Source organism: Sphingobacterium thalpophilum (assembly GCF_038396785.1).
Taxonomy (GTDB): Bacteria; Bacteroidota; Bacteroidia; order Sphingobacteriales; family Sphingobacteriaceae; genus Sphingobacterium; species Sphingobacterium thalpophilum_A.
On record NZ_CP151087.1, the window covers coordinates 415,636 to 428,220 of the forward strand.

At 40.1% G+C, this 12,585-nt stretch carries 10 protein-coding genes; 5 read left to right on the forward strand and 5 right to left on the reverse strand.

What is annotated here, in order from left to right:
* Positions 1-14 precede the first annotated feature (14 nt).
* The 3 genes from AACH28_RS01930 (at position 15) to AACH28_RS01940 (ending at position 5,423) form a co-directional block, all read left to right on the forward strand.
* Complete coding sequence (locus tag AACH28_RS01930) at positions 15-3,179, forward strand: efflux RND transporter permease subunit (protein WP_341832091.1); 3,165 nt, start codon at positions 15-17, stop codon at positions 3,177-3,179.
* Complete coding sequence (locus AACH28_RS01935) at positions 3,172-4,611, forward strand: efflux transporter outer membrane subunit (protein ID WP_341832092.1); 1,440 nt, start codon at positions 3,172-3,174, stop codon at positions 4,609-4,611. The genes AACH28_RS01930 and AACH28_RS01935 overlap by 8 nt, the downstream gene beginning before the upstream one ends.
* A gap of 125 nt (positions 4,612-4,736) precedes the next feature.
* Complete coding sequence (locus AACH28_RS01940) at positions 4,737-5,423, forward strand: Bax inhibitor-1 family protein (protein WP_046673344.1); 687 nt, start codon at positions 4,737-4,739, stop codon at positions 5,421-5,423.
* A 79-nt stretch (positions 5,424-5,502) separates the two neighbouring features.
* On the opposite strand, the gene AACH28_RS01945 is transcribed toward AACH28_RS01940, so the two are convergent.
* From AACH28_RS01945 to AACH28_RS01965, 5 genes are all read right to left on the reverse strand, one after another.
* Complete coding sequence (locus AACH28_RS01945; RefSeq protein ID WP_046673443.1) at positions 5,503-6,015, reverse strand: SRPBCC family protein; 513 nt, start codon at positions 6,013-6,015, stop codon at positions 5,503-5,505.
* Positions 6,016-6,154: 139 nt separating this feature from the next.
* Positions 6,155-6,595, reverse strand: coding sequence for a carboxymuconolactone decarboxylase family protein (locus AACH28_RS01950; protein WP_115048720.1), 441 nt, complete (start codon positions 6,593-6,595; stop codon positions 6,155-6,157).
* Positions 6,596-6,719: 124 nt separating this feature from the next.
* Positions 6,720-7,085, reverse strand: a complete 366-nt coding sequence (locus AACH28_RS01955) for a glyoxalase (protein ID WP_070564049.1) — start codon at positions 7,083-7,085, stop codon at positions 6,720-6,722.
* A gap of 22 nt (positions 7,086-7,107) precedes the next feature.
* Complete coding sequence (glsA, locus tag AACH28_RS01960) at positions 7,108-8,139, reverse strand: glutaminase A (protein ID WP_341832093.1); 1,032 nt, start codon at positions 8,137-8,139, stop codon at positions 7,108-7,110.
* 102 nt (positions 8,140-8,241) lie between these two features.
* Positions 8,242-9,633: a hypothetical protein gene (locus tag AACH28_RS01965; protein ID WP_070564513.1), complete on the reverse strand. Its 1,392-nt coding sequence runs from the start codon at positions 9,631-9,633 to the stop codon at positions 8,242-8,244.
* A gap of 320 nt (positions 9,634-9,953) precedes the next feature.
* On the opposite strand from AACH28_RS01965, the gene AACH28_RS01970 reads away from it, so the two are divergent.
* Positions 9,954-11,120: a porin gene (locus AACH28_RS01970; protein WP_341832094.1), complete on the forward strand. Its 1,167-nt coding sequence runs from the start codon at positions 9,954-9,956 to the stop codon at positions 11,118-11,120.
* Between the two features lie 20 nt (positions 11,121-11,140).
* Positions 11,141-12,571, forward strand: a complete 1,431-nt coding sequence (locus AACH28_RS01975; RefSeq protein ID WP_341832095.1) for an anion permease — start codon at positions 11,141-11,143, stop codon at positions 12,569-12,571.
* The last annotated feature ends 14 nt before the right edge of the window (positions 12,572-12,585 follow it).

The following is a 12,585-nucleotide window of genomic DNA, read 5'->3' on the forward strand; positions in this document are numbered from 1 at the left end:
ACAGTTAAATTACTATGTTTAGTCGTTTTATAAATAGACCAGTACTTTCGATCGTGATATCACTGATCATTGTGTTTTTGGGTGTGCTTTCTATGGTACAGCTTCCTGTAACACAATTTCCGTCAATATCGCCACCGAAGGTGAACATCACTGCCGAGTATCCTGGAGCCAATGGTGAGTTGATGATTAAATCAGTTATCATTCCGCTGGAACGTGCGATCAATGGGGTTCCTGGAATGAAATACATGGCTTCCGATGCCGGTAATGACGGGGAAGCAAGTATTCAGGTCGTATTCAACCTAGGAACGGATCCGAATCAGGCTTCTTTAAATGTACAGAACCGCGTAGCCTCTGTGGTTAACAAGCTTCCGCCAATTGTGGTCCGTGAAGGGGTGAAGATTACACGTGAAGAATCCAATATGTTAATGTACATCAATCTCTACAGTAAAGACAAGGAGCTTGATGGAAATTTTATGTATAACTATGCGGACATGAATATTGTCTCCGAATTACGTCGGGTAGACGGTGTCGGGGTGGCAAATATTCTTGGAACACGCGAATTAGCGATGCGTATTTGGTTGAAACCTGATCGTATGACAGCCTACAAGATTTCTGCAGAAGAGGTGATGAAAGCCTTATCCGAGCAAAGTTTGGAAGCTTCACCAGGTAAAGCCGGGGAGTCGTCTGGTATGACCTCCCAGTCTTTTGAATATGTATTGAAATACCCGGGGCGTTTTACAACTACGGAAGGTTATGGCAATATCGTTTTACGTGCGGGTGAAAATGGTGAAATGTTACGTTTAAAAGATGTTGCGGAAATCAAATTCGGTTCGGCGATGTACGATATCTACTCTACACTGAATGGAAAACCATCTGCAGCGATTGTCTTAAAACAATCCTATGGAAGTAATGCTTCTCAGGTAATCCAAGACGTTAAAAGCAAAATGAAGGAATTGAAAGCTTCCTTTCCGAAAGGGCTGGATTACGAAATTAGCTATGACGTATCAAAATTCTTGGATGCATCCATGGAAAAAGTAGTCCATACTTTATTGGAAGCATTTGTGCTTGTTGCTATTGTGGTTTTTCTATTCTTAGGAGATTGGCGTTCGACATTGATTCCGACCATTGCAGTACCGGTTTCCTTGGTGGGATCGTTTTTGTTCATGCAGTTTTTTGGCATTACCATCAACTTGATCACATTGTTTGCACTGGTGCTTGCCATAGGTGTGGTTGTGGACGATGCGATTGTGGTTATTGAAGCTGTCCATGCTAAAATGGAAGAGCTTCATATTTCGGCCTATAAGGCGACCAAAAAAGCGATGCACGAAATCAGTGGTGCCATTGTTGCGATCACATTCCTTATGGCGGCGGTTTTTATTCCGGTTGCCTTTATGTCTGGCCCCGTAGGGATATTCTATCGGCAGTTTTCCATTACCATGGCTACTTCCATCATCTTATCGGGTGTTGTGGCATTGACACTCACTCCGGCTTTATGTGCGATTATGCTGAAGAATAACCATGGAAAGGCAAGAAAGAAATCCATTATCGATAAATTCCTGGATTCTTTCAACAGATTGTTTGATAAGATGTCCAACAAATATGTTTACTTGTTGAAGGGCATAGTGGATAAGCGCGTTTTTACATTTTTAGTATTAATTGGTTTTTGTATTGGCGCATATTTTTTGAATAATGCTGTTCCTGCAGGTTTTATCCCCAATGAAGATCAGGGGATGATCTATGCTATTATTCAAACGCCGCCAGGATCGACATTGGAACGGACCAATCTAGCGGCCCAGACATTGCAAAAAGAAGCTGAAGACATTGATGGTGTACAATCGGTATCTTCATTGGCTGGTTATGAAATCCTGACTGAAGGAACCGGGGCAAATACAGGTACTTGTTTGATCAACTTGAAAAGCTGGGAAGAACGTAAAGAATCCTCGCAGGAGATCATAGAGCAACTGGAGGCCGCTGCCAAAAATATCCCAGGAGCGTCTATCGAGTTTTTCCAACCGCCGGCCGTACCGGGCTATGGTGCTGCGGGTGGATTTGAGCTTCGTCTTCTGGACAAAGCAGGTTCTGGCGACTACAAGAAAATGGAAACGGTAAGTAAGGATTTTGTGCGTGAATTGAACAAAAGGCCTGAATTATCGTCTGTATTTACCTTCTATAGTGCAAGTTTTCCGCAGTATATGTTGCATATCGATAATGATCTCGCGCAACAGAAGGGTGTTACCATTGATAATGCACTGAATACGCTTTCGACTTTGGTGGGCAGTAATTACGAAACGAATTTCATTAAGTATGACCGTCAATATAAAGTTATGGTTCAGGCTTTGCCGCAATACAGGGCTTTGCCGGAAGATATCTTAAAACTATATGTGAAGAATGATAAAGACGAAATGGTACCATTTTCAGCATTTATGCATATGGAAAAGGTTTACGGTCTTTCTGAGATCACCCGGCACAATATGTATATGGCATCTGAAATTTCGGGCTCTGCCGCACCAGGTTATAGCAGTGGTGAAGCAATTCAGGTGATTAATGAAGTCGCTGCCAAGACCTTACCACGAGGCTATGGCATTGATTGGGCTGGTATTTCCAAAGATCAGGTAGGTCGTGGAAATCAGGCAATTTATATCTTCTTAATTTGTCTCGGTTTCGTTTACTTGATACTTTCCGCTCAATATGAGAGCTTTATTATGCCCTTTGCGGTGTTGCTTTCTATACCAATCGGAATCTTTGGGGCATTTCTACTATTGAAGTTATTGGGATTGGAAAACAATATTTACGCGCAGGTTGCTTTGGTCATGCTTATCGGTCTACTTGGTAAAAATGCCGTGTTGATTGTTGAGTTTGCCGCTCAACGGCATTCGCAGGGATTGAGTATCATTGAGGCTGCCTTGGACGGTGCAAAAGTAAGGTTTAGACCTATTTTGATGACATCATTTGCTTTTATCGCCGGGTTGATTCCCTTAGTTATGGCTTCAGGCCCAGGTGCAATTGGAAACCGTACGATCGGTACAGCGGCAGCGGGAGGTATGTTGTTTGGGACGGTTTTTGGTATTGTGGTGATACCGGGCTTATACTTTATCTTCGGGACTATTGCCTCCAAACGCAAGCTTATTAAACACGAAGATGAAAATCCATTAACTGAAGAACTTGATAATAATGACTAATCGCAGAAAAATACAATGGGTCATTGCATTTTCGCTTTCAGCAGCAGTGACGGGATGTAAGGTTCCCAAAGCGACACAAATACAGGAGAATAAATTCGTTCCGAAGCAGTATACAGATGTAGCTCAATCAGATACAACGAATTCAGCGTCGGTTAAGTGGCGTGAATTTTTTACGGATCCAAATTTAGTTGTATTGATCGATACAGCGTTGAAAAACAATCAGGAGCTGAATGTTACTTTGCAGGAGTTGGCGATCGCAAAGAATGATATTCTTTTACGAAAAGGAGCATTGAAACCCACTGTTGGTTTACGTGCCGGAGGTGGTGTTGAAAAAGTTGGACGATACACCAGTCAGGGGGCCGGTGATGCCAGTACAGAAATTGCCCCTGGAAAGGAAATGCCGGATCCACTAGGAGATTTGACCATTGGTGCGTATGCCAGTTGGGAAATCGATGTTTGGAAAAAACTGAAGGACTCCGAACAAGCAGCACTGAACCGTTATCTTGCTACGGTAGAAGGGAAAAATTTTGTCTTAAGTAGCCTTATTGCCGAAGTTGCCCGTTCGTATTATGAATTATTGGCATTGGACAATCAGTTGGCTATTATCAAACAAAATATCGAGCTTCAGGACAATGCGCTTTCGGTAATCCGATTGCAGAAACAGGCTGCTCGTGTAACAGAACTGGCGGTTCAAAAGTTTGAAGCCGAAGTGTTGAAGACCAAAGGTATGGAATTTGAGACGCGGCAACAGATCAAAGAAACTGAAAACCGTATTAATTTTCTATTGGGACGTTTCCCACAAGAGATCAAACGTGACAAAAGCAATTTTGTCGATCTGATCCCGGCGAAAGTTCAGACAGGTATACCGAGCCAACTACTAAGCAATAGACCTGATATTCGTGAGGCCGAGTATGAGCTCGCTGCCGCGAAGTTGGACGTACAGATCGCGCGGAAAGAGTTTTATCCTTCTTTGGAGATTTCGGCTGCTCTGGGTTTACAGGCATTCAAGCCTTCTTATCTATTTAAGATGCCTGAATCAGTTTTGTATAATCTAATAGGGGAGCTTGCAGCACCTTTGATCAACAAAAATGGGCTTAAAGCGGAATTTAATACAGCCAACGCGAAACAAATACAGGCGGTATATAATTACGAGAAGACGATTCTGAATGCTTACTTAGAAGTCTCTACACAACTTTCTAATATTGAAAACCTCGGGCGCAGCTACGATTTCAAAGCAAAACAAGTTGAGGTTCTGAATAATTCCGTGTCTGTGTCAAATGATCTCTTTAAATCAGCGAGGGCAGACTATATGGAGGTTTTAATGACACAACGCGATGTACTGGATTCAAAACTTGAATTGATAGAAACAAAGAAGCAGCAGCTCAATGCTGTTGTCAATATCTATAAAGATTTGGGAGGAGGCTGGAAATAAGTTGTTTGTTTGAATGGACCCCGCTAGGCGGGGTTCTTTTTTTATAAGCCTATGCAAACTTCTTTCTTGTGAAAATAGAATAAATGCTTATTTTTAATCCTTATTTAATCTATTGTATTTGTTTTATGGAATCACAAGAGTATATTCTTATCAATGATGACGCTGAAAGGGGCGTTTTTTATAAAAAAACCTATCTTCATGTTGCGCTTTCGATTTTAGCATTTATCGTTTTGGAAACTTTGCTGATCAAATTGATCCCTTATGATTTTATCGTTTGGATGGTTAGCGGAAAATTTATTTGGTTGTTCTTATTGGGATGTTTTTGGTTGGGCTCCACACTTTCATCAAGATGGACACTTTCGCAAAGCCGTCAAACCCAATATTTAGGCCTAGCATTCTATATTGTACTGGAGGCAATCATCTTCCTGCCGATGATTTTTATGGCGGTATTTATGACCGAAGGAATTAGTGTCATTTATCAGGCAAGTATAATGACTTTGGCCTTGTTTACCGGCCTTACTGTCGTTGCATTTGTATCCAATAAAGATTTTTCATTTCTCAGAAATATCCTGGTGATTGGAGGCTTCTTATCTTTGGGGGCAATTGTTGCTGGAGCTATTTTTGGTTTTGAACTTGGATTATGGTTTTCGGTTGCCATGATTGCACTTGCTTCTGGAAGCATACTCTATCAAACTCAAAATCTGAAGTATAGTTACGGCAACGAACAATATGTAGGGGCAGCCTTGCAGCTATTTTCATCAATCATGTTGCTGTTCTGGTACATTCTACGAATTTTAATGCGCAGAAGATAAATTTTGTTCCTTTTAAAAATGAGAAAAAGTGGTTAAAGTAAAGTTTATTTTAACCACTTTTTTTTGCATTGTATAGTCGCTATTCTAGTCTATTTTTTAAGTTTTTCAGACCCTGATCGAAGTCTTTATTCATATTCATAAATAAGTTCATAAAGTTCCATGGATAGGGCGATTTTCCTGAAATTCCCCAGGTCACCAAAGTTTGATTAGGCGAGATCTCTTTTAAGATGAAATAACCCTTGGCTGGTTCACCCATACCGAAATCGAGGGCCGTTTCAATTGTTTCGCCCTCGACGATTTTTGTAATGGTCTGTGAACCTTTACCGACTTTCTTACCATCCCAGCTGGATTTATAGCCGACTTGACCATCTACACCCTGTTCAGTTTTTTTCATTTGCGGGTCTGATAGTTGCCATACACCAAAGTTATCTTGGTTCTTAAGCATTTTCACGTAGTTGAACACTTCCTGCTTTGGCTTATTGATTGTTATCTCACTCTGGGCCGAGAAGTCTTTACTGACGAAGATTGCAGTAATTAAGGGAATAGCGATGATGATCGCCAAAACAATTAGGATTTTTTTTAGGATTTTCATAATCATGCATTCATATTGGTTTTCCTAATAAAGATAAAGGATAATCGGGATTTTTATTGGAAAAAACAGGAATATATTTAGCAATGAAAAAAGCCTCTTCCAATATTGAAAGAGGCTTTTTTGTAATCAAAGCGTAGCACTACTTTAATAGTTCTAAATGGGTGCTGATGCCAATTCTATTCCACGCATTTATGGTAATGATCGCCATAATAATCTGTGCAATCTCCTTTTCTTCAAATATTTCTTTTGCTTTTTGAAAAGTGCTTTCTGTCAAACCCTTTTGATGTATCAATGTGATCTCCTCTGTCATCTCCAACAAAATCTGTTCTTCTTTAGTGAATAGATTCGTTTCCCGCCAGGCATTTAATAAAAATATCCGTTGTGGCGTTTCACCATACTTCAGCGCATCCTTCGTGTGCATATCTAAGCAAAAGGCACAGCCATTGATTTGAGAAGCACGTATTTTTATGAGTTCCTTTTGAATTGGATTTAAAAAAATATCATTGAGATAGGTTTCCAATCCCATCATCGCCTTATAGGCTACCGCATCTACTTTTGCAATATTCAATCGTGTGTTCATTGTTTTAAGTTTTGATAAGACAAAGTTGCGATTAGTATACGCTAAAAAAATTAAACTGGTTTAAGAATGGAAATTTTACGTATGAAGACAAGCCTCCATTCAATCGATATACAGCTATAGTAGCCTAGTTTGATACAATTAGGTAATAGTTGTCGGGGTCACGCAGGATAAATTGATCCTTTAGCGAGTTCTCATTGTAATGTATATCTTTCTCTATGAATGCATTTAACAAAGTAGCGTTTTCGAAGATTTGCTGTAAATTATCTACTCTAAAGAATAAAATAAATCCATTCCCCGCATGTTTTTGATCTTGCATAGTAGGGTGGTCGTGCTCACCCCATTTGTGTAAACAGAGAATGACAGTCCCGTTATCCGTGAGAATTTCAAATGTTTCGCCGCCATGTTGACTGGTACAGCCCAAAAGCTTTTGGTAGAATAGCGAGCTTTTGGAGACGCTCTTTACAGCAATTATGGGTTCTGTTCGTGTCATATGATTTTGAAAGGTTGAAAATCTAATTAAAGAGGCCCAGCGATTTCTCTTTTACCAAGTCCAATATCATGCGATATGCTGCAACAGAGTTGCCATGTTGATCCAATGCTGGACTGTAGGCCCCTATACCCATTTTATTCGGTACACTTACTGTGATTCCGCCACCAACGCCCGATTTACTTGGAAGTCCGACAGTTCTGGCATATTCGCCACTAAATTCGTACATCCCTGCAATGAGCATTTGTGATTGAACTAGCTGAGATAGATCTGGGTTATAGTATTGCTTATTTCCATCATAGCGCACGCAATGATGGGCAAAAAAGAAACCTATTTTAGCCAGATCCTCCGCAGTTATCTCAATGGAGCACTGCTTAAAATAATTATTGAGTTTGTCTTCACCTTCACCATCAATGAGTCCATTGTTGCGCATCAGGTAGAACATGCCTCTGTTTCGATTTCCAGTCTCCCGTTCCGAATGGTATACAGATCTACTGTAATCGATTTTTTCATTATTCGTTATAAAGCGAATCATATCCCTTATTTTAACAAAAGGTTCCTCACCTGTTCCTTTAATAAGCGATGTCGTTAAAATGGCGCCGGCGTTCATCATCGGATTGAGCGGTTTACCCGATGTTTCCAAATTCGCAAAATGATTGAAGGGTTTATCTGTTCCATAGTATCCCATTTTATTAAAAACAACTTCCTCGCCATTTTCCAATACAGCAACCATCAAGGAAACAATTTTTGAAATACTCTGAATTGTAAATCTTTGTTGTACATCTCCGATACTAACGATTGTTCCAGCACTATTTACCACCGAAAGTGCGATAGATGCTGCATTGGCTTTACTTAATTCCGGGATGTAATCAGCCACTTTACCTTCTTTGAATGATTGCCTATTTTTATCCAATATTTTATCCAATAGCGCTTTATCAATGATCGCGCTCTTAGTACTGCGCTGGTTTTGAATGTTGTTTTGAGCAAACGATACAGTAATTGATCCGGAACATATCAAACCTATAATACAGGCTACCAACCTGACATTTTTTCTCATTTTTTCAGTATTTGTTTGTTCCAAAGATAGGGAACAGTGTATTAAAAGAAAAGAGGTGCCAAATAAGTAACATTTTAGCACCTCAATCTAGTAGGTCATCCTTTAGGCTGCATTTGGAGCTGGATCAACATTCCAACCGGAAAGTATACCGCCATAGAAAAAGAAGGTGACGTAAAAATTCTTTTTGCTCACCTGATCAGTAACCAGGTATTTTTGAGTTACATCGTATGCATCTATTTTTTTATATTTTGATAATGCTATCGGGCTGGCAGCAGGATTTTCTGAGCGTACCAAATCTTGTATCTTTTGGTTGATTAATTTCATAATACCTTCTTTTTTGAAAGGATTATTTTCGATTTTCACATGTGCCGAATGGGTTAAAGTTCCATTATTTTGCGCTTTTTTAGCTTTCGCAGCAGCTGTATAGTTTTTAAATTTTTCCCTTATCTGCGGATCTTTTAAGCTATGGATGGTAAAAATAGAAATTCCCTGCGCACCATTATTTAGCGCCTCATCCATATCGGCAAATATTTCTTCATTATTTTTAGCCATCAATCCACAATATAGCGTCGTATTTGCTCCTTTATCGCGCACATTTTCTAATGTACAATCTCTAATAAAGCTTGGATCTTCTGTATAAAAATTGCTGTATACCATCGGAAAAACAACATCCAAATTCCACTTACCCCAATCTTGGCGCACCATACGAGAAGCCATTTTGGGAGTCGGAAATGGGGATGCAGCCATTGTTTTACCATGGGAGTGAACGATGTCTGCAATCATATTGGCGATATCGGTTATCTGATCGCAACGAAATTGGCGCCATTTTAGATCTTTCGATGGATCTTTTTGTGCTCTCGGATCATAACCATACTGTTTCTTGAACTTCGCTATTGCAATTGGATGGTAACCGTAATCCCAAGCTGGGTATTCACGATCTTGAACAATATTGTATTTAGGCCAAAGGGTTGTAGGGAGGACAACATCCACGTAGCGATTATAGTCAATAGAAATCCCCTCCAATCCCTCGACTTCACAATAGGATTCGATTTTTTTACGGATATACTCTTTTACTCCGGGCACAACAGGTGACAAAAATTTATAATAACCAACGTATGCAGTGGTATCTGCCAGACTTTTACCATTTCGATTGACGCTGAACCAATCCGGATGTTCTTGGAGTATTTTATCCCTGTCATGTTCCAAGTTCATCGTCCAAAGCCACGCGATAACTTGGATGCCATATTTTTTTGCAATGGGAATTGCTACCCGATACTCGTCTGGACTGGCGGCATTTAACATTACGCCATCGATTCCTAAATAATTCATCTCACGGCAAATTGAATCAAAGTTTGTTTTGGCGTTGTAATCTAGCCAAGTCCAAAACATGGCGGGTTTTTCTTTGTCAGCAGCGTGGCTTGTGGTTATTGAAAAACCCTGAATGATCAGGAGAAGCAGGCAAATAAAACATGTCTTGATTAATTTTTCTTTCATAATATTTATCGATTCTAAAAATTGCATACCATAATTTACGCGCGAAGTTTTCAGTGAGTTCAATGGCTCCTTAAAAGATCAATCTGCGAATTTGAAAATTAGATTAGTTTAATGTTCGTCCGTGAAATTACACAAAAACATGGAATTTACACGATACCATTTTAGAATCGGACTGGTTTTCTTACAGTTATTAAATTATATTAAAATAACAAAACATTTTCTAATGTTATCTGTTGTTACTACAATAACAAATCGAAGAAGTAACATTATTAACAACGAAAAGTAGGCCGGGCTACTCGCTAAGGCCAAATTGTTTTGATATGAAGAAACATTACATTCCACTCCTTATTGCGTGCTCACTATTGAATAACCTGGCCAAGGGGCAAGAAGTAGGGACCGAACAACAAAGCAAAGTAGATTCTGTAAAACTAACCAAGGATGATACGATTTATCCCAAGCTTCAGGTAAAAGGTTTATTTCAGGCCAGATACCTTGTGAGTGGCACAAAAGATGTAGACGTTAATGGACTGCATCACAGTGATGGTTCTGGTACGGACAACAATTTTATGGTGAAGTATATGCGCGTTCAGATGCGTGCCCAAATTAGCAAACGCACAGAGGTGACAGTTTTGGCAAATCTCGCGGATTTTAAAAGCGATCCGAAAACAAAAGTTCTCGAAAATGCTTATTTGAAATATACATTTAGTCCCAAATTGGCGATTACAGTAGGCCAATTCCGTCCCTGGTTTGGTATTGAAGAGACCTATCCGATTGATATTATCAAATCATTGGATTGGTCTAATCAATATCTTGAGTTTGGCAAACTCGGCTGGGCAAGCTTTCAGATCGGCGTGGCAGCGACAGGCGAGACCACGCTTGGGGAAATGCCTTTTAGCTACTCGTTATCCGTGGTAAATGGAAATGGGAAAAATCAGGTAGTCGATAACGACAATGGCAAACAATATGCTACGCGTCTTGTCTTTGGCCTTTCGAAGAAGTATAGTGTTAACTTAGGGCTCAATGGGGGGATTGGCGAGGTTATGAAAAAACAGGTGCACGCATTGGGTGTTGATCTAACCGGAAACGTGAACTTTGGCAAGCGCTGGAATCTCGATATGCAGCTGGAAGCAAAACAGGCGATCAATCATAACCTGTATTATTCGTTGGACGAGAGTGCTCGTAGCTCCAAATTGAGCGATTACCTTGTACGGGGTATTTATTTTCTTCCAAACTTAAGATACGAAGTAAATTATTTCAACCTAAGCGCTTTCGAGCTATCTTGCCGATATGAATACATTGATCCTAATTATAAACTAAATGCAAATGGACGTCAAACATACACACCGATGTTTGGTCTAGAATTTTTAAAAAATTATGGTGCAAGGATTCAGCTTGGTCTTCAGTTAGACCGGTATAAAAAGCAGACCGAAAATACCAGTGAATTCAATAAGAATTTATTTATTATTCAAGTACAAAGTCGATTCTAATTTATTAAACCTCGCTTATTATGAAAGAAATCAGTATTAAAAATATTGCCATCACTTTTCTTGTGGCACTCATTTTATGGTTTATCCCAATACCGAAAGGAGTCAGCCCAGAAGCTTGGCATCTCTTTGCTATCTTCTCCGCAACTATTCTTGGGATTATTTTAAAAGCAGCGCCGATGGGTACCATGTGTATGATGGCTATAGCATTTACCGCGCTGACACAAGTGTTGGCCCCCGGAGATGCTGGTAAATCCATTACCAAAGCTTTGACCGGTTTTGGCGACAAAGTTATCTGGCTGATCGGTATCTCTTTCTTTATTGCTCGCGGTTTCATAAAAACCGGTCTTGGCAATCGGATTGCATTTCTTTTCATTCGTGTTTTTGGAAAAAGTTCGCTCGGATTAGCTTATGGATTGGGATTGGCAGACGTCTGTTTAGCTCCAGCAATCCCGAGCAATACGGCTCGAGGTGGTGGTATTATCTATCCAATTATGAAATCCATGGCTATTAGTTTTGATTCCGTCCCCGATAAACCAGAGACACATCGGAAATTGGGATCCTATCTTACTTTAAATAGCTATTATATGAATCTAATAGCCTCTTCGATGTTTTTGACGGGGACGGCCAGTAATCCAATGTGTCAAAAGTTTGCTGCTAACCTGGGAATCGACATTACTTGGATGTCCTGGGCCATTGCGGGATTCATACCTGGTATTGTCGCCTTTTTTGTGGTACCGCTTGTTCTTTACAAATTATATCCGCCTGAATTAAAAAAAACAGGCGATGCGCCGAAGATGGCGGCACAGAAACTAAAAGAGATGGGGCCTATTTCGAGGAATGAGTGGTTAATGCTTTTGGCATTCTTTATCTTATTGGCATTATGGATCTTTGGTGGATCCTTTTCAATTGATGCTACAACGACGGCTTTTATAGGTTTAACGCTACTGTTACTAACCTCTGTGTTGACCTGGGAGGATGTTAAAGCAGAAAAAGGAGCATGGGATACGATTGTTTGGTTTGCTGTGTTGGTCATGATGGCCAGTTCATTAAACGAATTGGGATTCATCGGCTGGTTTAGTGATTTGATTAAAGTACAGATTGGTGATTTGAGCTGGCAAATAGCCTTTCCTGTCATTATTCTTGTTTACTTCTTTAGTCACTACATTTTCGCTAGCGCCACTGCCCATGTAGCAGCGATGTATGCCGCTTTGTTGGGTGTCGGTGTTTCTTTAGGCATTCCACCAATGCTGCTTGCGATGATGCTTGGATTTCTAGGCTCCATCTATGGTGTATTAACACATTATGGCCATGGCCCTGCACCGGTATTTTTCGGAAGTGGCTATGTTGATTTAAAATCATGGTGGTTGCGTGGATTGGAAATCGGTATCGTATTATTGGTGATTTACATGGGTGTTGGTGGATTGTGGATGAAGGTTATAGGTTATTATTAAAAATTAGGATCTTA

Excerpts from the sequence above, each read along its gene's own strand:
- glsA (WP_341832093.1), bottom strand. The coding sequence starts at position 8,139 with ATGAGAAAAAATGTCAGGTTGGTAGCCTGTATTATAGGTTTGATATGT.
- AACH28_RS01930 (WP_341832091.1), top strand. The coding sequence starts at position 15 with ATGTTTAGTCGTTTTATAAATAGACCAGTACTTTCGATCGTGATATCA.
- AACH28_RS01970 (WP_341832094.1), top strand. The coding sequence starts at position 9,954 with ATGAAGAAACATTACATTCCACTCCTTATTGCGTGCTCACTATTGAAT.
- AACH28_RS01935 (WP_341832092.1), top strand. The coding sequence starts at position 3,172 with ATGACTAATCGCAGAAAAATACAATGGGTCATTGCATTTTCGCTTTCA.
- AACH28_RS01950 (WP_115048720.1), bottom strand. The coding sequence starts at position 6,595 with ATGAACACACGATTGAATATTGCAAAAGTAGATGCGGTAGCCTATAAG.
- AACH28_RS01940 (WP_046673344.1), top strand. The coding sequence starts at position 4,737 with ATGGAATCACAAGAGTATATTCTTATCAATGATGACGCTGAAAGGGGC.
- AACH28_RS01965 (WP_070564513.1), bottom strand. The coding sequence starts at position 9,633 with ATGAAAGAAAAATTAATCAAGACATGTTTTATTTGCCTGCTTCTCCTG.
- AACH28_RS01945 (WP_046673443.1), bottom strand. The coding sequence starts at position 6,015 with ATGAAAATCCTAAAAAAAATCCTAATTGTTTTGGCGATCATCATCGCT.
- AACH28_RS01955 (WP_070564049.1), bottom strand. The coding sequence starts at position 7,085 with ATGACACGAACAGAACCCATAATTGCTGTAAAGAGCGTCTCCAAAAGC.
- AACH28_RS01975 (WP_341832095.1), top strand. The coding sequence starts at position 11,141 with ATGAAAGAAATCAGTATTAAAAATATTGCCATCACTTTTCTTGTGGCA.